Below are 19,064 nucleotides of genomic sequence, written 5' to 3' on the forward strand. Positions count from 1 at the left end.
TCAGGCCGTGGCCGCCGCCGGTCGACGATGCCGGACGGACGGCGGCGGCAATCCCAGATGGTCGCGCAGTGTTCGTCCGCTGTAGGCCTCGCGGAAGATCCCGCGCCTGCGCAGCAGCGGAACGACCTCCTCCACGAAGACCTCCAGGCCGGAGGCGGTGACGTCCGGCATGATGTTGAAGCCGTCGACGGCGCCCGAGCGGAACCACGCCTCGATCCCGTCGGCCACCTGCTCCGGCGTGCCGACGGCCAGGCGGTGCTGGGTCCCGCCGCCGCCCTGGGCTTTGACGAGATCGCGCACCGTCAGTCCGTTCCGCTGGGCGAGCGTCACGGTTCCCTTGAAGAAGGTCTGGCTGTGATTCTCCGGGAACGGGATGTCGGCGGGGAGCGGCTCGTCCAGCTTCAGCCGGCCGGGATCGACGTTGAGGGTGCGGGCCAGCCGCGCAAGCCCATAATCGATCGGCACGCTCTCCCACAGCTCCCGCTCGCGCCGTTTCGCTTCGGCTTCCGTGCTGCCCAGTATGGTAACCAGACCGGGGCAGATCACCACGTCGGCCGGGGCCCGGCCGGCACGCAGCAGGCGGGCCCGCAAGCCGTCGGCGAAGCTCCTGGCCTCATCAAGGCTGTGCGCGACCGAGAAGACGAGATCCGCATGGCGGGCGGCGAGGTCCTGGCCGTCGCTCGACCCACCGGCCTGGACGATGACCGGCCGGCCCTGCGGCGAAGGCGGAACGTTGAGCGCCCCCTGTACGGAAAAGTAGCGTCCCCGATGGTCGATCGGATGGATGCGGGAACCGTCGATGAAGCGCCCGCTTTCCTTGTCGCCGACCAGGGCGTCCGGCTCCCAGCTGTCCCAAAGGGCGGTCACGACATCGGCGAATTCGACGGCGCGGGCATAGCGCTGGTCATGGGGCAGCACCTCGTCGAGACCGAAGTTGCGCGCCGTGCCGGTTTCAGCGGTGGTGACGATGTTCCATCCCGACCGGCCCCCGCTGACATGGTCGAGCGACGCGAAGCGGCGCGCCACGTTGTAAGGCTCGTTGTAGGTGGTCGACAGGGTGGCGATCAGCCCGATGTGCGTCGTCGCCGCCGCCATCGCCGCCAGCACGATGGTCGGCTCCAGGGCCTGGTAGGGCCGCAGATCCGGCCGGTCAGGCAGGGCCGGATTGTCGGCGAGGAAGACGGCGTCGAAGGTGCCCCGCTCGGCGATCTGGGCCTGGCGCACGAGGAAGGCTGGGTCGATGAAGTCCGCCGCCTCGCTCTCCGGCCGTCGCCAGGCGGAGCTGTAGGAACCGGCATTCATGAAGTTCAGATTCAGGTGCAGCTGTCTCGGGGGGCTCATGGCGGCTCTCGCTGGATGGCGCATGGCGCTGGAACGGAAGACGGAACACGGCGGAGGGGCTGCGGACGGCCAGGACGGGGGTGCGGCGCTGGGTGGTCGGGCTGCACGCAGGCCCCCCGGTTCCACGGGAAAGCCTGGAAATCCGGACATGTTTTACGCATGTCCATCGTTGTTATACATAAAATCACATACCGGGATATTTTTGTCTATGGATCTTATAGACAAAAATGAGTAAGGGTAGAAACCAGACGGGCGGAAAGCACTGGACACCCTCCAGCCACCCTCGCCGGGCGGATCCGGACCAGGCGGACAATGTCAGGTCCGGCCGGACGCCAGCCGCAAGATCGCTCTCAACGCCATCAGGACAGAGGCCGGCCGATGCCGGCCGGGAGAGGCCGCGTTGCTCAAGAATCCCTCACGATCGCCGCTTCCGGCGGTCTCGCGCCGCCGCTTCTCGCAGGGGGCCTTCATCGCGCTCGCCGCGCTGGGACTGCCGGGAGGAGTGGCGTCCGCGGCAGCGGTTCCCGCCGCCGGGCAGCCGGTGCGCGGCGGTACCCTGGTGGCGGTTATCCAGCCGGAACCGACGGCACTCGCCAGCGCGGTAAACAACAACTATGCCAACGCCTCGGTCAGTGCGAACGTCTATGACGGGCTGCTGCGCTACGACGAGGAGATGCTGCCGCAGCCCGCGCTGGCCGAATCCTGGGAGGTGTCGGACGGAGGCCGCAGCATCCTCTTCCGGCTGCGCAAGGGGGTGAAATGGCATGATGGCGCGGACTTCACCGCCGCCGACGTGCGGTTCAGCGCGCTGGAGCTGTGGAAGAAGCTTCATGCCCGCGGCCGGGTAACCTTCGCCGCCCTGCTCGACGTCGAGACGCCCGATCCGCACACCGCGATCTTCCGCCTCTCGGCACCGGCCCCGGTGATCCTGAGCGCGCTGAACGCGGCGGAATCGCAGGTGATGCCGAAGCACCTGTACGAGAACACCGACATCCTGAAGAATCCGAGGAACAACGCGCCGGTCGGCACCGGCCCCTTCATCTTCAAGGAGTGGAGGAAGGGCCAGCACATCGTGCTGGACCGCAATCCCGGCTACTGGGACGAGGGCAAGCCCCACCTCGACCGCCTCGTCTTCCGGATCATTCCCGATGCCGCGTCGCGGGCGGTGGCCCTGGAGACCGGCGAGATCCACTATGCTCCCTTCACCGCGGTCCCTCTCGCCGACGTCGCCCGGCTCCGCAACGACCCGGCGCTGGCGGTCAGCACCAGCGGCTATGCCTTCCAGTCCCACGTCTTCCTGCTCGATTTCAATTTGTCGAACCCGCATCTGGCCGACCTGCGGGTGCGGCGCGCCATCGCCCATGCCATCGACCGCCAGGGGCTGATCGACACGGTCTGGTACGGCTTCGGCAAGCCGGCGGTAAGCCCCGTGCCGTCGCAGCTCACCCGGTTCCACAATCCCGACGTCCCGCGCCATGACTACGATCCCGGCAGGGCGGAAGCGCTGCTTGACGAGGCCGGCCTGCTACGGGGGACGAACGGCATCCGCTTCACCGTCACCCACGACTATCTGCCCTTCGGCGAGACCTATCGGGATGCCGGCGAATACATCCGCAACAACCTGAAGAAGGTCGGCATCGACTTCGTCCTGCGCGGCCAGGACTATCCGAGCTGGACCAGGCGGGTCTACACCGACTACGCCTACGACATCGACAGCAACACCGTTGCCGTGATGATGGATCCCGAGATGGGATTGCCGCGGCTGCTGCTGTCGACCAACCATGTCCGGGGGGTTCCGACCTCCAACAACACCGGCTACGACAACCCGGAGGCCGACCGCGTCATCAAGGCGCTCCAGGTCGAGCCGGACGCCGGAAAACGCAAGGCGCTGTTCGGCGAGTTGCAGGCGATCGCCATGACCGATCTGCCGATCCTGCCGCTGTCCGAAATGCGGCACGTCACCATCCACAGCCGGAAACTCCGGGGCCTGGCACAGGCCCCCGATGCGGCGCTGGCCTCGCTCGCCGACGCCTGGCTGTCGGCCTGAGAGGAACGCATGGCCAAGGAAATCCGTTTCAACGCCTTCGTCGTCAACCGGCCGGTCCACCAGTCGCCGGGACTGTGGCGGCATCCGCGCGACCGCTCCACCTCCTACCAGGATCTCGGCTACTGGGTCGAACTGGCGCGCACGCTGGAGCGCGGCAGGTTCGACACCGTCTTCCTCGCCGACGGCATCGGGGTGAACGACGTCTATGGCGGCGGGATCGAGGCGGCGCTGCGCCACGGCTCGCAGGTGCCGACCAACGACCCGATCCTGCTGATCCCGGCGATGGCGCACGCCACCCGCGACCTCGGCTTCGCCGTCACCGGCAACCTGTCCTTCGAGCAGCCCTATCTGTTCGCCCGCCGGCTGTCCACCCTCGACCAGCTCACCCGCGGAAGGCTCGCCTGGAACATCGTCACCGGCAAGTCGGCGGCCGGCGCCAAGGGGCTGGGGCGCAGCATCGTCGCCCACGACCGGCGCTACGACATCGCCGACGAGTTCATGGAGGTGGTCTACAAGCTGTGGGAGGGCAGCTGGGAGGACGATGCGGTCCTCTGGGACCGCGAGGCCGGCATCTTCGCCGATCCCGCCAAGGTGCACCGCGTCCGTCACGACGGGGAGCATTATCGCCTCGACGCCATCCACCTGACCGAGCCGTCGCCACAGCGCACGCCCCTGCTCTTCCAGGCCGGCGGGTCGCAGCGCGGGCGCCAGTTCGCCGCCCGGCACGCCGAAGGCATCTTCCTGGCCGCCCCCAGCAAGACGGTGGCCGGCGCCGTCGTCCGCGACGTGCGCCACCTCGCCGCCGAGAACGGCCGCGATCCGGCCGAGCTTCTGTTCTTCCCGCTCGTCACCGTCATCACCGGCGAGACCGAACGGGAGGCGAAGGCCAAGCTGGCGGACTACCAGAGCTACATCAGCCACGAAGGCGCCCTCGTGCTCTTCTCCGGCTGGACCGGAATCGATCTCGCCGGGCGCGATCCCGACGAGGTCCTGCGCTTCGAGAACCGCGACAACGGCGTGGTCTCCACCATCGAGGCCTTCACCACCGCCGATCCCGACCGCTCCTGGACCCTGCGCGAGATCGCCCGCCATGCCGGCATCGGCGGGCAGGGACCGGTGATCGTCGGTTCGCCAAACCAGGTGGCGGACGAGTTGCAGTCGTGGGTCGAGGAGGTCGGCGCCGACGGCTTCAACCTCGCCTATGCGGTTGCGCCGGACAGCTACGTCGATTTCGTCGATCTGGTGGTGCCGGAACTGCAGCGCCGCGGCGCCTGCAAACGCGACTACGCCCCCGGCACGCTGCGCGAGAAGCTCTACGGCCCCGGACGGGCCCGGCTGGGCGCCCCGCATCCGGCGGCGGCCTTCCGGCACCTGCCGGCGGAGGACGCGGCATGACCGGCCGGACCCGCCAAAAGGAAATCCGTCTGAACGCCTTCCACATGAACGCGCCCGGCCATTCCTGGGCCGGCCTGTGGACCCACCCGAAGGACCGTTGCGTCGACTACACCGACCTCGATTTTTGGATCGAACTGGCACGCATCGCCGAGCGCGGCAAGCTCGACGGCATCTTCCTGGCCGACGTCTCCGGCGTCTACGACGTCTATGCCGGCACGCCGGACGCGGCGCTGGCGGCCGGCGCCCAGATCCCGAGCAACGACCCGTCGGTCCTGATCTCCGCCATGGCCGCGGCGACCCGCGATCTCGGCTTCGGCGTCACCGCCTCGGTCGGGTACGAGCAGCCCTATTACCTCGCCCGCCGCTTCTCCACGCTCGACCACCTGACCAAGGGGCGGGTCGGCTGGAACATCGTCACCGGCTATCTGGAAAGCGCCGCACGGGCAATCGGCGACGGCGGGGTGCGGGAGCACGACCAGCGCTACGACCGCGCCGACGAGTTCCTGGAACTGGCCTACCGGCTGTGGGAAGGCAGCTGGGAGGACGGTGCCGCGGTTCGCGACAAGGCCGGCCGGGTCTTCGTCCGGCCGGAGAAGGTCCACCGGATCACCCATCACGGCACCTTCTTCGACCTCGACGCCATCCATCTCAGCGAACCCTCGCCGCAGCGCACCCCCCTGCTCTACCAGGCCGGCACCTCGGGCCGCGGGCGCGAGTTCGCGGCCCGCCACGCCGAATGCGTGTTCATGAACCAGAGCAGGGCCGCGGTGGCGGAGGCCGCCGCCGACATCCGCCGCCGCGCCGCCGCCTATGGCCGGCACCCGGAGGATCTGCTGGTCTTCGTCGGCGCCACCGTCATCGTCGCCCCGGCCGAGGCGGAGGCGCGCGACAAGTACGAGGAGTACCGCAGCCATCTCGACACCCGCGGCGCGCTCGCCCTGCTGTCGGGCTGGACCGGCATCGACTTCTCGCAATACGGCCCCGACGATCCGGTGCGCTACGTCAAGAGCAACGGCATGCAGTCGAAGATCGAGGCGATGACCCTGCGCAGCCCAGACCGCGTCTGGCGCGTGCGCGACCTCGCCGATTTCGGCGAGGTCGGCGGGCGCGGCCCCTTCATCGTCGGCACGCCGTCGCAGGTGGCCGACGAGCTGCTGACCTGGGTCGAGGCCGGCGCCGACGGCTTCAACCTCACCCGCGTGGTGGAGCCGGCCAACCTGACCGACATCGTCGACCTGCTGGTGCCCGAACTGCAGGACCGCGGGGTCTACAAGACCGACTACAGCCCCGGCACCCTGCGCGAGAAGCTGTTCGGTCCCGGCCGCGCCCGGCTTTCGCCGCGCCATCCCGGCCACGCCTTCCGCCATCCCGGCCCTACAGCCTGACCGCCAGATCAACAGGAGTTTCGCCATGGATCTCGCCCTTGCCGGCAAGGTCGTCCTCGTCACCGGCGGCAGCAAGGGGCTCGGCCTCGCCGCCGCCCGCGCCTTCGCCCGGGAAGGCTCGCGCGTGGTCATCGCATCGCGCAGCCCTGAGAACCTCGCCGCCGCGCAGGCCGCCCTGGCCGCCGACGGGCTGGAGGTCGCGACGGTCGCCGCCGATTTCGCCGACGCCGCCGAGGCCGCCGGTGCCGTCGCCGAGGCCGAACGCCCCTTCGGCCCGGTCGAGGTGCTGATCAACAGCGCCGGCGCCGCGACGCGCACCCCGGCCGAGGAGCTCGACGCCGCCGCCTGGAAGGCCGGGCTGGACGCCAAGTTCTTCCCCTACATCCACGCCCAGGACGCCGTGCTCAAGAGCTTCCGGCGCCGGGCGGGGGCGGATGCCCGTACGGAAACGAGACTGCCTCCCTCCCGCCAGATCGGCGCCATCGTCAACATCGTCGGCACCGGCGGCCGGATTCCCTCCGGCACCCACCTGCCGGGCGGCTCCGCCAACGCCGCCCTGCTGCTGTCGACGCTGGGGCTCGCCCGCGAATACGCGCCCTACGGCATCCGCATCAACGCCATCAATCCCGGCTTCACCCTGACCGACCGCATCGAGCAGAACCTCGCCCTGGAGGCCAAGCGCCTCGGCATCGGCCGCGACGAGGCGCTGGCCGCCGGTGCCGCCGCCACGCCGCTGCGCCGCTACGGCGAGGCCCACGAGATCGCCGAGGTGGCGCTGTTCCTGGCCAGCGAGCGGGCGAGCTACGTGGTCGGCGCGCTGGTCGCGGTGGATGGCGGTCAGAGCCTGGCCCTGTAGCGGCCGCCCGAGGACGGAGAACGCCATGCCGACATCGCTGCGCTACGTCTTCCGCCGGCTGGTCCAGGCACTGCCGATGGCCTTCGCCATCGTGCTGCTGAACTTCCTGCTGCTGAAGCTGACGCCGGGCGACCTCGCCGACGTCATCGCCGGAGAATCCGGCTCGGCGACGCCGGAGTTCATGGAGAACCTGCGCCGGCTCTACGGGCTCGACATTCCGGTCCACCTCCAGTTTCTGAACTACATCCAGGGCATCCTGCATTTCGACCTCGGCTATTCCTTCCGCCAGGGCATGCCGGTGGGCGAGTTGATCCTCGAACGCCTTCCGGCGACGATCCTGTTGTCGCTGACCGCGATCCTGTTCGCGCTCCTGATCGGCGTGCTGCTCGGCGTGGTGGCGGCGCGGTCGCGCGGAAGCCTGCTGGACGAGGCGATCTCGGTCGTCTCCACCATGGGCTTCGCCACCCCGCTGTTCTGGGTCGGGCTGATGCTGATCGTGCTGTTCTCCATCGAGCTGCGCTGGCTGCCGTCGGCCGGCATGGTGACGGTGGGGGCGGATTACCTCGGCCGTTGGGACGAGTGGCTCGACATCGGCCGGCATCTGGTGCTGCCGGCCGTGACGCTCAGCCTGTTCTTCCTGTCGATCTATGTCCGCATCACCCGCTCGGCGATGCTGGAGGTCTACGGGCTCGATTTCGTGCGCACGGCCAGGGCCAAGGGGCTGACAGAGGCCCGCGTGGTGATCCGCCACGTTCTGCGCAACGCCCTGCTGCCCATCGTGACGGTCACCGGCCTGCAGCTCGGCGCCATCTTCGGCGGCACGGTGGTGGTCGAGACGGTCTTCGGCTGGCCCGGCCTCGGCCGGTTGGCGCAGGAGGCGGTGTTCTCGCGCGACGTCAACCTGCTGCTCGGCATCTTCCTGTGCAGCTCTTTCATCGTCATCGTCGTCAATCTGGCGGTCGACCTGCTCTATGCGGCGCTCGACCCTCGGGTGGAGGTCCGTCAATGAGCCTGTCCGCCCCGACCCATGGCGGGATGCCGGGCGGCATCCTCCAGCGCCTGATGCGCACGCCGGGGCTCCGCCGGCTGCGCGGTTCGCGGGCGCTGCTGGTCGGCCTGCTGCTGCTGGCCACCGTCGTCGCCGTTGCCCTGTCCGCCGGCCTGCTCTATCCGGGCGATCCGCGAGACATGGCCGGCCCAGCCGGCACCTGGCCCGGCATCGACGCCCGCTTCCCCCTCGGCACCGACATGCTGGGCCGCGACATGGCGGCGGCGATGGCCCATTCCGCCGGCACCTCGCTGACCGTCGGCATCGCCGCGGCGGCGCTGGCGCTGCTGGTCGGCATCGCCGCGGGCGTGCTGGCCGGCTATTTCGGCGGCGCCGTCGACGACGTGCTGATGCGGATCAGCGAACTGTTCCAGACCATGCCGAGCCTGCTCTTTACCATCATCCTGGTGGTGATCCTCGGGCCGACCACCGCCAGCATCAGCTTCGCCATCGGCATCACCGCCTGGCCGCAGATCGCCCGGCTGGTGCGGGCGGAGGCGGTGCGGGTGCGCCGGCTCGACTATGTCGACGCCGCGGTCACGCTGGGCATGGGACATGGGCGGATCGTCCTGCTGCATGTGCTGCCGAACAGCCTGGCGCCGGTCGTGGTCGCCGCCTCGATCCTGGTGGCCCAGGCGATCCTGTCGGACGCCTCGCTGTCCTTCCTCGGCCTCGGCGACCCCAACGGCATGAGCTGGGGCAGCATGGTCGGCGCCGGCCGGCCGATGCTGCGCACCGCCTGGTACATGACGGCGCTTCCCGGCGGGGCGATCTTCCTCACCGTCATGGGCTTCATGCTGATTGGCAACGGCCTGAACGATCTCCTCAATCCCCGCACCCCCGTGAGGTGAGCCATGAGCCTGCTCGAAGTCGAAGACCTGACCGTCCGTTTCGGCGACGCCGTCGTCGTCGACCGGCTGTCCTTCTCGGTCGACGCCGGCGAGACGCTGGCCATCGTCGGTGAATCCGGCTGCGGCAAGTCGATGACGGCGCTGGCGCTGACCCGGCTGGTGGCGCCGCCGGGACGGATCGGCGGACGGGTGCGGCTCGACGGGCTGGACCTGACCGGCCTGCCCGAGGCGCGGATGCGCGCCGTGCGCGGCGACCGCGTCGGCATCGTCTTCCAGGATCCAATGTCGGCGCTCAATCCGGTGCTGACCGTCGGCGAACAGGTCGCCGAGGCGGTGCGCGCCCACAGCCCGCTCGGTGCACGGGCGGCGCGGGCGCGGGCGGCGGAGCTGCTGGATCTCGTCCATATTCCCGACGCCCACCGCCGCCTCGACGACCATCCGCACCGCTTCTCGGGCGGCATGCGCCAGCGGGTCGCCATCGCCATCGCCATCGCCGCCAACCCTGCCCTGCTGATCGCCGACGAGCCGACGACGGCGCTCGACGTCACCATCCAGGCGCAGATCCTCTGCCTGCTCGACGAGCTGCGCCGCAACCTCGGCATGGGGCTGATCCTCATCACCCACGACCTCGGCGTCGTTGCCGAAACCGCCGACCGCGTGCTGGTGATGTATGCCGGACGCAAGGTCGAGGAGCAGGACACGCCCGGCCTGTTCGCCGCCCCGCTGCACCCCTACACCCGCCGGCTGATGGGGGCCAAGCCGCGGCTGACGCTGGGCGAGCCGCCGCCGCGGCAGCGGTTGCAGGAAATCCCCGGCCTGGTGCCCCTGCCGGGCGCCATCCGGCCGGGATGCGCCTTCGCTCCGCGTTGCGCCGACGCCGACGCCGGCTGCGCCACCGTCCCGCCGTTGCAGCGGCACGGGCAGGCAGCGGTCGCCTGCCACAGGGCCGAGCTGCCGGCCTGGACGCCCCGACAGGTCCCGCAATGGGCCGACCGCAACCAATGGAGGGCGGCGGAATGAGCGCGCTTCTGGAGGTCGAGGATCTCCGTGTCCGCTACGTCACCCGGCGCGGCTCCCTGATGGCGGTGGACGGCGTGTCCTTCGCCCTGCACGCCGGCAGGACGCTGGGTCTGGTCGGCGAGTCCGGCTGCGGCAAATCCTCGCTCGGCAAGGCGATCATGCGGATCGTCGATCCGCATTCCGGCGCCATCCGGCTCGACGGGGTGGACATCGGCCGGCTGAACGGCCGCCATCTGCGCCCGCACCGCCGCCGCCTCCAGATGGTGTTCCAGGATCCGGCGGCCTCGCTCGACCCACGCCAGCGCATCCACCGCGCCCTGGAGGAGCCGCTGGCGGTGCATGGCCGCGGCGACCGGAGCGAGCGGCGCGACAGGGTGCGCGAGGTCATGGCCCAGGTCGGGCTGCACCCCGAGATGGCGGACCGGCTTCCGCATGAATTCTCCGGCGGCCAGCGCCAGCGCATCGCCATCGCCCGCGCCCTGATGCTGGAGCCGAGCCTGATCGTCTGCGACGAGCCGGTGTCGGCGCTCGACGTCTCGCTGCAGGCGCAGATCCTCAACCTGCTGGCCGACCTCCAGGCGTCGCGCGGGATCGCCTACCTGTTCATCAGCCACGACCTTTCCGTGGTCCAGCATCTCGCCGACCGGATCGCCGTGATGTATCTCGGCCAGATCGTCGAGATCGCCGACCGCGCGGCCTTGTGGCGGTCGCCGGCCCACCCCTACACCCAGGCGCTGATCGCCGCGGTTCCGCGCATGGAACCGGAACGGCGCGGGCTGGATCGGACCCGGCTGCTGCCGGGCGACCTGCCGGCACCGCAGGATCCGCCACCAGGATGCCGCTTCGCCGGCCGCTGCCCCTTCGCAACCCGCCTGTGCCGCGAGCAGACGCCGCGGCTGGCCGAGATCGCCCCCGGACATGCGGTCGCCTGTCATCTCCATACCGCGCCCGATGGCGCACTCGGTGGCGCGGCAGCCCCGTCCCTCCCCCATTGCCTGCAGAAGGACACCGTCCAATGAACGCCGTCACCGGCAAGCCCGTCCCCGCGCATGACCCGAGTTTCGCGACGGCCGAACAGAGGCAGGCCCGCGTCGATCTGGCCGCGGCCCAGCGCCTGGCGGTGATCCAGGAGATGAGCGAGGGCATGTACAACCATTTCACCCTGGCGGTGCCGGGACATGACGACCGATTCTATGTCAGCCCGCTCGGGCTGCACTGGTCGGAGATCAAGGCCGGCGACCTGCTCACCGTCGATTACGACGGCCGCCTGCTCGACGGCAAGGGACCGCTCCAGCGCTCCGCCTTCTGCATCCACGCCCCCATCCACCGGCGCAAGCCGCAGCACGCCGCGCTGTTCCACACCCACATGCCCTACACCAGCGCGCTGACCCGGTTGCAGGACCAGCGGCTGCTGCCGATCGGGCACACCGAGGCCCAGCTGATCGCCGAGATCGCCTATGACGACGACTACACCGGCCTCGCCCGCGACCCGGCCGAGGGCGAGCGTCTGGCCGACATCCTCGGCGACAAGACCATCCTGATCATGGCGCATCACGGCGTGCTGGTCGCCGGCCGGACCGTCTCGGAAGCCTACGACCGGCTCTATACGCTGGAGCGGGCGGCGCGGGTGCAGCTCTTCGCCCAATGGACCGGCAAGCCGCTGCGCGAACTGCCCGGCGAGATGGTGGCGCATGTCCACGCCACCATCGCCGGCGGCCCGCTGGCCCCCGGCGTGCCGTCGGGCCACGAGCTGCATTTCGGCGCCCTGAAGCGGCTGCTCGACCGCCAGAATCCCGGCTACCGCGAATGACCGTCTCCGTTTTCGACCGAAAGGGCACCGCCTTGACCGCCTTCCCCCACGCCCCGGCCGAGACGCCGATTGAGACGCCGGCCGGGACGACCGGCATCGATCCCCGGACGCTTCTGCACTGGCTGGAGGACGGCGGCGAGATCGCCTTCCTCGACCTGCGCGAGGAAGGCCCCTTCGGCGAGGGGCACCCGCTTCTCGCCGTCAACATTCCCTTCAGCCGGCTGGAGTTCGAAATCGCCGCGCTCGTCCCGCGCGCCGACACCCGCATCGTGCTGCTGGCCGAAGAGCTTGTCGCCGCGCGGGCAGCCCGCCGGCTCTCGGCGCTCGGCTATACCGGCGTCCATGTGCTGTCCGGCGGGGTGGAGGCTTGGTCCGCCGCCGGCTTGCCGCTCTTCCCCAGCGTCAACGTACCGGGCAAGGCCTTCGCCGAATGCGTCGAACACGCCTACCATACGCCGGACATCGAGGCGACCGAACTCGACCGGCTTGTCCGGGCCGGTGCCGATCTGGTGATTCTCGACAGCCGCACCGCCGAGGAGTTCGAGCGTTTCCACGTGCCGGGCGCCGTCAGCGCGCCGGGTGCTGAGATCGTCCACCGCTTCGCCGACCTCGTTCCCTCGCCGGAAAGTCTCGTCGTCGTGTCCTGCGCCGGACGGACGCGCGGCATCATCGGCGCGCAGGCACTGATCAACGCCGGCATTCCCAACCGCGTGGTCGCCCTGTCGGGCGGAACCCAGGGCTGGCGCCTCGCCGGCTTCGAGCTGGAGCGCGACACCCCGCTTCCGCCCCGGCCGCCGGTGGGGCCGGAGGCCCGCGAAACGGCGCGGCGGCGCGCCGCCGACCTTGCCCGGCGCTTCGCCGTCCCGGTGATCGACCGCGCCGCGCTGGAGTGGCTGCGTGCCGATCCCGCCCGAACCACCTATCTCTTCGACGTCCGCCTGCCGACCGAGCATGCCGGGGGGCATGCCGAGGGGGTTCCGTCCGCCCAGGGCGGGCAGCTGGTGCAGGCGCTCGACAAATGGGCGGCCACCCGCGGGGCACGGATCGTGCTGACCGACGACGACGGCGTGCGCGCCACCGTGACGGCACACTGGCTGCGCCAGCTCGGCTGGGATGCGCTGGTCCTGCCGGGGCTGGTGTCGGGGACCGCCCCGCCTCCCGCCCATGCGGTGCCCGTCGCTCCCTCCTGGGCGAAGGTTCTTTCCGCCGAGGAGGCCGGCGACCGGCTGCGGCGCGGCGCGGTTCTGCTTTTCTCGGATTCCAGCGGCGATTACCGCCGCTCCCACCCGGCGGGAGCGCTCTGGGCCAACCGCTCGCGCCTCGGCCCGCCGGAACGGTTCGACCGCGCGGCCGGGGTCGTGGTGACCGGGCGGGATCCCGCGACCGCCCATCTCCTGGCCCTGGACCTGGAGGAGGCCGGCATTCCGGCCGCGGTCCTTCCCGGCGGCGAGGCGGCCTGGACAGCCGCCGGCCTTACGGTCGTCTCGTCGCCCGTCGAGCCTGCCGACGCCGACCGCATCGACCATCTGTTCTGGCTCCATGACCGCCACAGCGGCAACCTCGAAGCGTCGCGCGCCTATCTCGACTGGGAGCTGTCGCTTCCGGGGGCCGTCGGCACGCCGGAAGCCGCCGGATTCCGCATCGGACCGGCGGCGCGATGACCGCCCCGCGGATCTGCATCTTCGGGGCGGGCGCGGTGGGCAGCCATGTGGCGGCGAGGCTGCTGCGCGCCGGTATCCCTGGCGTCGCCGTCGTCGCGCGCGGTCCTCATCTGGCCGCGATGCGCGAGCGCGGCCTCACCTTCCGGAGCAGCCGGGAAGAGTTCCGCGTCGCGGTGCCGGTGGCGACCGACGACCCGTCGATCCTGCCGCCGCAGGACATCGTCGTCGTCACGCTGAAGGCGCCGGCCCTACCGCCGGCGGCGGGCGCGCTCGCCCGGCTGCTGGCTCCCGATGGGGTCGCGGTCTTCCTGTTGAACGGGATCCCGTGGTGGTGGAACTATGGCCTGCGGGAGGGCGGCGGTCCGCTGCCGCTGCTCGATCCCGACGCCGCACTCTGGCGTCAGGTCGGACCGGCGCGGGCGCTGGGCGGCGTCGTGATGTCGCCCAACGAGATCGTCGAGCCGGGTGTCGTCGTCCATGGCGCGCACAACCGGTTCATCATCGGCGAACCCGACGGCGACGACAGCCCACGCGCGCGTGGGCTGGTCGAGCTGTTCACCGGCGCCGGCATGCCCGCCCTGCTGTCGACCGACATCCGGACCGACATCTGGCTCAAGCTGCTGGTCAACGCGCCGGGCAACCCGCTGGCCGCCCTGACCCGACTGTCGGCGAAGGACCGGGCCGCCGACCCCGAGCTGGCCGAACTCGGGCGGCGCATCGCCGACGAGGTGGCCGACACAGCCCGGGCGCTCGGCTATGATCTGACCCAGCACGTCGATGCCGACGATACGATGAGGTGGGCCGCCACGCGGTCGGAAACCCGGCCATCCATGTTGCAGGATGTCCTGCACGGCCGCGCCACCGAGGTCGAATGCCTGCTCGGCCAAGTGCAGGCCTTTGCCAGGGAGCGGTCCGTCCCGACACCGGTCATCGACATCGTCCTGCCGATCCTGCGCGGCCTGGACCGGTCCCTGCGCCGGTGACGGCGGCGTAGGTCTTTTCTGGCATCGCCATCGGCGGCAGGCGGTCCGTCAGTCCGGCGCCGGACCGGCCGCCGGGACGAACGGGACGCGGCCCTCGACCGGATAGCCGGGGTCGTTGTAGCCGGGGGTGGACGCATTGCCCGTCGACACCAGACGGTCGACCAGCGCCTCGTCCTCGGCGGTGAAGCGGTAATCGAGCGCCCGCACATAGGCGTCCCACTGTTCCTCGGTGCGGGGGCCGGCGATGGCGGCGGTGACCAGCCGGTTGTTCAGCACCCAGGCCAGTGCGAAATCGGCGGCGGAGATGCCGCGGGTGGCTGCATGGCGCTGGATTTCCTGGGCGATGGCCAGGGATTCCGGGCGCCATTCGGTTTCGAGGATGCGGCGGTCGGCCCGGCCGGCCCGGGTGTCCGGCGCCGGCGCCGCACCGGGAACATATTTGCCGGTCAGCACGCCCCGGGCGAGCGGCGAGTAGGAGACGACGCCGATCCCGTAATGGCCCGCGGCCGGAAGCTGCTCCACCTCCGCCTTGCGGTCGACGATGTTGTAGAGCGGCTGGCTCGCCACCGGCCGGTCGATGCCGTGGGCGTCGGCCAGATGGACGATCTCGGCGATCCGCCAGCCGCTAAAGTTGGACAGGCCGAAATAGCGCAGCTTGCCGGCCCGGATCAGGTCGGCGATGGCCCGCACCGCCTCGTCCAGCGGTGCGTCGAGCGGCGCCCGGTGGATATAGGCGATGTCGATGTAGTCGGTGCCGAGGCGGCGCAGGCTATTCTCCACCGCTTCGACGATCCACTTGCGCGAAATGCCCCTGCTGTTCGGCCCCTCCCCCATCGGGTTGGCGAACTTGGTCGCCAGCACCCAGGCGTCGCGGTCGCCGCGGACCGCGCTTCCGACCACCCGCTCCGACGCGCCGCGATGATAGACGTCGGCCGTGTCGATGAAGGTGAAGCCCTGAGCCCGCGCCTTCGCGATGATGCGGTGGGCAGTCGCCTCGTCGGCCTGCCCGCCGAACATCATGGTGCCCAGCGCCAGCGGCGGAACCTTCAGTCCGCTGCGGCCAAGATTGCGGTAATCGACCATGTCCCCAAATCTCCCTTGGCTGGAAGCCTCACCCTGCGGATCCCCGGCCGGCAGCCCCCCGGCAGGCAGTCTTGTACGTTCTTGTTGCTACCGACCCCTGCGCCGAGACCAGTAGAACAGTCGCCCCGCCATTCAGGCAAGCGGCAGCGTTAGGGCGTCCTCCTCGATCTCGATGCCCAGCGCCTCGTTGAACCGGTTGAAGAACGCGCAGAGCGCGGTGCGCAGCGTCAGTTCGACCACCTGCTCCTCGCTGAAATGCTCGCGCAGACGGGCGAACAGGGCGTCGCTCACCCGCGCCGGGTCGCGGGTGACCTGCGCCGCATAGTCCCGGACCAGACGGTCCACCGGGTCGAGCCCCGGCACGTCGGGATCGAGGATCCGCTCCACCGTCGCGGCAGGCAGGCCCTGCTCGACCAGACGCGGGGCATGGTGCGCGACGCAGTAGGCGCAGGCTGCCGCCTTCGATGCGGTCACCAGCACGATCTCCAGATGCCGTTTGGAGATCACCGCGTCGGATGCGGACTCCAGCAGCAACCCGAAGACATGACGCAAGGCCGGCGGGCGGTGGGCGAAGACGCGCAGCATGTTGCCGAAGGGGCCGTAGTCGCGCTGGATGCGCTCGTAGACGGCACGGGCTTCGCCGCTGACGTCCTCGATTTCGATGTTGCGGACACGGGCCATGGGAACGGTTCCTTCTGTCGGATCAGGCAAGATCGGTTTTGGACGGGGGCTCGGCAAGGTGACAGGCGACGAGGTGGTCCGGGTCGCCGACGGCACGCAGCGATGGCGCCTCATGGCGGCACCGCTCGACCGCCAGGGGGCAGCGGGTGTGGAAACGGCAGCCGGCCGGCGGCGCGAAGGCACTGGGCAGGTCGCCGGTCAGCGCCGCCCGCGTCCGCCGCTCCGCCGGCCGGTCCGGCTCCATGCGTGGAACCGCATCGAACAGCGCCCGGGTATAGGGGTGCAGCGGACGCCGCCACAGCACCGCGCGCGGGGCGGTCTCGACGATGCGGCCGAGATACATCACGCCGACCCGGTCGGCGATGTGCTCGACCACCGACAGGTCGTGGCTGATAAACAGGAATGCGACGCCGAGGTCGCGTTGCAGATCGTCCAGCAGATTGAGGATCTGCGCCTGCACCGAGACGTCGAGCGCCGACACCGGCTCGTCGCAGACCACCAGGGCCGGCGACAGGGCGAGCGCGCGGGCGATGCCGATCCGCTGGCGCTGGCCGCCGGAAAACTCGTGCGGATGGCGCGAGGCCGCATCCGCAGGCAAGCCGACGCGGGCGAGCAGGTCGATGACACGGTCACGCCGCTCCGACCGCCGGCCGATGCCGTGGACGTGCAGTGGTTCGGCGAGCAGCTGCCCAACGGTCCAGCGGGGATCGAGCGAGCCGAACGGGTCCTGGAATACCATCTGCAACTTGCGCCGGATCGGGCGCAGTGCCGCCCGGCTCTTGCCGGACAGATCCTCGCCGTCCAGACGGATGCGGCCGGACGCCGGCTCGATCAGCCGCAAGATCGCCCGGCCGAGCGTCGATTTCCCGCAGCCTGACTCGCCCACGAGGCCGAGCGTCTCGCCCCGCCCGACGGTCAGCGACACCCCGTCCACCGCGTGGACGACACCCTGCGGCGTGTCGTAGCGGACGACGAGGTCCTCGACCGCCAGCAGCGGGTCTCCCTGCCCCGCATCGGGCCGCACGGTGTCAGGCGAGGCGGACATGGGGAAGGCTGTGGCTTGGGGCAAGGAAGTCTCCGACGCGAAGGCAGGCGACCTGCCCGTCTTCCAACGATGTCAGGGGCGGTTCGGCGACGGTGCAGTCTTCCGTCGCCAGCGCGCAGCGCGGGGCGAAGGCGCAGCCCGGCGGCATCGCCGCCAGCGACGGCACGGTGCCGGGGATCTCGACCAGCCGGGGACGCTCCCCGCCCTCGACGCGGCGGCGCGGGCGGGCGGCGATCAGGCCGCGGGTGTAGGGGTGCAGCGGGGTTGCGAACAGGTCGGTGGCGGCGCGCTCCTCGACCTTGCGGCCGGCATACATCACCAGCACCCGCTCGGCATGGCCGGCGACGACGCCCAGATCGTGGGTGATGAGGACGACGCCCATGCCGCCCTGCTTCAGCTCGTCGATCAGGTCGAGAATCTGCGCCTGGATGGTGACGTCGAGCGCCGTCGTCGGCTCGTCGGCGACCAGAACCGCCGGGTTGCAGGCCAGCGCCATGGCGATCACCACCCGCTGGCGCATTCCGCCGGACAGCCGGTGCGGGTGCTCGCCGAAGCGGCGGACCGGGTCGGGAATGTGTACGCGCTCCAGCAGCGTCAGCGCGCGGTCGCGGGCCTCGCGGCGGCTCACCGTTTCATGGTCGCGGATGGCTTCGACGATCTGTTCGCCGATGGTCAGCACCGGGTTGAGCGTGGTCATCGGCTCCTGGAAGACCATGGCGATCCGGCGGCCACGGACATCGCGCAAAGCCTCGGGGCCGAGCCCCAACAGGTTGCGTCCCTCCAGCCGGATCGCCTTGCCCTCGGCGCGGCCCGGCGGTGGAACGAGGCCGAGAAGGGCCAGCGCGGTGATCGACTTGCCGCAGCCGGACTCTCCGACGATGGCCAGCGTCTCGCCGCGCGCCACCTGGAAGGACAGGTTGCGCACCGCCAGCAGGCTGCGCCGGATTGTCGCTGCGGCCCTGACCGACCGGGCCGTCGATGACGCCGCACAGGTCGGGCCACTGCTGGATCAGGTGGCTGACCCGATCGCCGCCTTCCTGGGCGACGGTGCCTACGACTGTCTGTGTGTTTACGCCGACATGCAGGCGCGCCATCCGGAGGCTGCGGTTGTGGTGCCGCCGCGCGTCGGCGCCGTGCTCAGCGACACCGCCGAAACCGCGCCGACGCAGCGTGACCGGCACCTTCAGCAGATCGCCGAAATTGGGCGGCTGAACTGGCAACGCCACAGCCGATACAATTTGCGCGCGCTGGTGGAGGCCCAGATCGGGCGCTGGAAACGCATCATCGGCAGCACCCTGCGCTCCCACACCGCTGCGGCGCAGACAACCGAGATCGCTATCGCCGTGGAGGTCCTTAACCGCATGCTCGACCTTGGACGCCCGAACTCCGTCCGCGCCGCGTGAGCAGAAGCCGGGAAAGGAAGCTTCTCGGTCCGCCGAGCCTCCCTGCAACACGCTGGGCGGCGCTGGAGCGTTTCGGTCGCGGCGAGCCGCATGCGCCGTATGGCTGGACCGCTCCGGGGACGAGCGTCGAGGATCTGGCCCAGCTGTACGCTGAACAGGGGCTGAAGCCGGTGGATCCCGCTGGGGCGCCGCCGGATGGAGTGAAGGTGGCCTATAACGTTGCCCAGGCGTGCGCCTTCTGATCCGCCTAGTACGGGCTTGCGCGCGGCGCCCCAACGTCCATGTCTTCGACCGAGAATCCCGCGGGAGATCGGTGGCGTCGCCTCCAGGTGCCTCGCCCTCTATGTAGTGGTTGCTGAGGTTGGTTAGGTCATCACCGTGGGAGCGACTCCAGGCCGAGGACAGCGCAAGGGGGGGCCCATCTGGACAACCAAGAGGAGATTGTCCGGCAAACC

General features: G+C 70.4%; 17 protein-coding genes. 12 read left to right on the forward strand and 5 right to left on the reverse strand.

Going from position 1 to position 19,064, the window contains the following annotated elements; genetic code table 11:
* Positions 1-1,341, reverse strand: a complete 1,341-nt coding sequence (locus tag JN22_RS29100) for an LLM class flavin-dependent oxidoreductase (RefSeq protein ID WP_085557423.1) — start codon at positions 1,339-1,341, stop codon at positions 1-3.
* A 400-nt stretch (positions 1,342-1,741) separates the two neighbouring features.
* On the opposite strand from JN22_RS29100, the gene JN22_RS29105 reads away from it, so the two are divergent.
* From JN22_RS29105 to JN22_RS29155, 11 genes are read left to right on the forward strand one after another with little or no spacing between them, the layout of a single operon-like run.
* Entirely contained in the window at positions 1,742-3,388 is a 1,647-nt protein-coding gene (locus tag JN22_RS29105; RefSeq protein WP_085557424.1) for an ABC transporter substrate-binding protein, read from the forward strand.
* Positions 3,389-3,397: 9 nt separating this feature from the next.
* A complete protein-coding gene (locus JN22_RS29110; RefSeq protein WP_085557425.1) occupies positions 3,398-4,783 on the forward strand; it encodes an LLM class flavin-dependent oxidoreductase in 1,386 nt (461 codons plus the stop codon).
* A complete protein-coding gene (locus JN22_RS29115; RefSeq protein WP_085557426.1) occupies positions 4,780-6,168 on the forward strand; it encodes an LLM class flavin-dependent oxidoreductase in 1,389 nt (462 codons plus the stop codon). The genes JN22_RS29110 and JN22_RS29115 overlap by 4 nt, the downstream gene beginning before the upstream one ends.
* 25 nt (positions 6,169-6,193) lie before the next feature.
* A complete protein-coding gene (locus JN22_RS29120; protein WP_085557427.1) occupies positions 6,194-7,024 on the forward strand; it encodes an SDR family NAD(P)-dependent oxidoreductase in 831 nt (276 codons plus the stop codon).
* Positions 7,025-7,049: 25 nt separating this feature from the next.
* Entirely contained in the window at positions 7,050-8,033 is a 984-nt protein-coding gene (locus JN22_RS29125) for an ABC transporter permease (protein WP_143268706.1), read from the forward strand.
* A complete protein-coding gene (locus JN22_RS29130; RefSeq protein ID WP_223677964.1) occupies positions 8,030-8,923 on the forward strand; it encodes an ABC transporter permease in 894 nt (297 codons plus the stop codon). Before JN22_RS29125 ends, JN22_RS29130 begins: the two co-directional genes overlap by 4 nt.
* A 3-nt stretch (positions 8,924-8,926) precedes the next feature.
* The gene (locus JN22_RS29135) at positions 8,927-9,943 is read left to right on the forward strand and encodes an ABC transporter ATP-binding protein (RefSeq protein WP_143268712.1); all 1,017 of its coding nucleotides are present in this window, start codon (positions 8,927-8,929) and stop codon (positions 9,941-9,943) included.
* A complete protein-coding gene (locus JN22_RS29140) occupies positions 9,940-10,962 on the forward strand; it encodes an ABC transporter ATP-binding protein (protein ID WP_143268719.1) in 1,023 nt (340 codons plus the stop codon). The genes JN22_RS29135 and JN22_RS29140 overlap by 4 nt, the downstream gene beginning before the upstream one ends.
* Entirely contained in the window at positions 10,959-11,753 is a 795-nt protein-coding gene (locus tag JN22_RS29145; RefSeq protein ID WP_085557430.1) for a class II aldolase/adducin family protein, read from the forward strand. The genes JN22_RS29140 and JN22_RS29145 overlap by 4 nt, the downstream gene beginning before the upstream one ends.
* Complete coding sequence (locus JN22_RS29150) at positions 11,750-13,414, forward strand: rhodanese-like domain-containing protein (protein WP_085557431.1); 1,665 nt, start codon at positions 11,750-11,752, stop codon at positions 13,412-13,414. The genes JN22_RS29145 and JN22_RS29150 overlap by 4 nt, the downstream gene beginning before the upstream one ends.
* Entirely contained in the window at positions 13,411-14,397 is a 987-nt protein-coding gene (locus tag JN22_RS29155; protein ID WP_085557432.1) for a ketopantoate reductase family protein, read from the forward strand. Before JN22_RS29150 ends, JN22_RS29155 begins: the two co-directional genes overlap by 4 nt.
* Positions 14,398-14,445: 48 nt before the next feature.
* Here the strand turns inward: JN22_RS29155 and JN22_RS29160 are convergent, their stop codons facing one another.
* From JN22_RS29160 to JN22_RS29175, 4 genes are all read right to left on the reverse strand, one after another.
* Positions 14,446-15,480, reverse strand: a complete 1,035-nt coding sequence (locus tag JN22_RS29160) for an aldo/keto reductase (protein ID WP_085557433.1) — start codon at positions 15,478-15,480, stop codon at positions 14,446-14,448.
* 132 nt (positions 15,481-15,612) lie between these two features.
* Entirely contained in the window at positions 15,613-16,161 is a 549-nt protein-coding gene (locus JN22_RS29165) for a carboxymuconolactone decarboxylase family protein (protein WP_085557434.1), read from the reverse strand.
* Between the two features lie 22 nt (positions 16,162-16,183).
* Positions 16,184-17,206: an ABC transporter ATP-binding protein gene (locus JN22_RS29170; RefSeq protein WP_085557435.1), complete on the reverse strand. Its 1,023-nt coding sequence runs from the start codon at positions 17,204-17,206 to the stop codon at positions 16,184-16,186.
* Positions 17,190-18,131 (reverse strand): ABC transporter ATP-binding protein, encoded by a 942-nt coding sequence (locus JN22_RS29175; protein ID WP_317852940.1) that lies wholly within the window; start codon positions 18,129-18,131, stop codon positions 17,190-17,192. Before JN22_RS29175 ends, JN22_RS29170 begins: the two co-directional genes overlap by 17 nt.
* Here JN22_RS29175 and JN22_RS29180 point away from each other — a divergent pair.
* A complete protein-coding gene (locus JN22_RS29180) occupies positions 18,124-18,609 on the forward strand; it encodes a transposase (protein ID WP_179166286.1) in 486 nt (161 codons plus the stop codon). The genes JN22_RS29175 and JN22_RS29180 overlap by 8 nt on opposite strands.
* Positions 18,610-19,064: the final 455 nt, after the last annotated feature.

The sequence above is a fragment of the Azospirillum agricola genome, assembly GCF_020005195.1.
Lineage (GTDB): Bacteria > Pseudomonadota > Alphaproteobacteria > Azospirillales > Azospirillaceae > Azospirillum > Azospirillum agricola.

Coding starts and splice junctions, on each gene's coding strand:
- JN22_RS29100 (WP_085557423.1), bottom strand. CDS start 1,341: ATGAGCCCCCCGAGACAGCTGCACCTGAATCTGAACTTCATGAATGCC.
- JN22_RS29110 (WP_085557425.1), top strand. CDS start 3,398: ATGGCCAAGGAAATCCGTTTCAACGCCTTCGTCGTCAACCGGCCGGTC.
- JN22_RS29115 (WP_085557426.1), top strand. CDS start 4,780: ATGACCGGCCGGACCCGCCAAAAGGAAATCCGTCTGAACGCCTTCCAC.
- JN22_RS29120 (WP_085557427.1), top strand. CDS start 6,194: ATGGATCTCGCCCTTGCCGGCAAGGTCGTCCTCGTCACCGGCGGCAGC.
- JN22_RS29125 (WP_143268706.1), top strand. CDS start 7,050: ATGCCGACATCGCTGCGCTACGTCTTCCGCCGGCTGGTCCAGGCACTG.
- JN22_RS29130 (WP_223677964.1), top strand. CDS start 8,030: ATGAGCCTGTCCGCCCCGACCCATGGCGGGATGCCGGGCGGCATCCTC.
- JN22_RS29135 (WP_143268712.1), top strand. CDS start 8,927: ATGAGCCTGCTCGAAGTCGAAGACCTGACCGTCCGTTTCGGCGACGCC.
- JN22_RS29140 (WP_143268719.1), top strand. CDS start 9,940: ATGAGCGCGCTTCTGGAGGTCGAGGATCTCCGTGTCCGCTACGTCACC.
- JN22_RS29145 (WP_085557430.1), top strand. CDS start 10,959: ATGAACGCCGTCACCGGCAAGCCCGTCCCCGCGCATGACCCGAGTTTC.
- JN22_RS29150 (WP_085557431.1), top strand. CDS start 11,750: ATGACCGTCTCCGTTTTCGACCGAAAGGGCACCGCCTTGACCGCCTTC.
- JN22_RS29155 (WP_085557432.1), top strand. CDS start 13,411: ATGACCGCCCCGCGGATCTGCATCTTCGGGGCGGGCGCGGTGGGCAGC.
- JN22_RS29160 (WP_085557433.1), bottom strand. CDS start 15,480: ATGGTCGATTACCGCAATCTTGGCCGCAGCGGACTGAAGGTTCCGCCG.
- JN22_RS29165 (WP_085557434.1), bottom strand. CDS start 16,161: ATGGCCCGTGTCCGCAACATCGAAATCGAGGACGTCAGCGGCGAAGCC.
- JN22_RS29170 (WP_085557435.1), bottom strand. CDS start 17,206: ATGTCCGCCTCGCCTGACACCGTGCGGCCCGATGCGGGGCAGGGAGAC.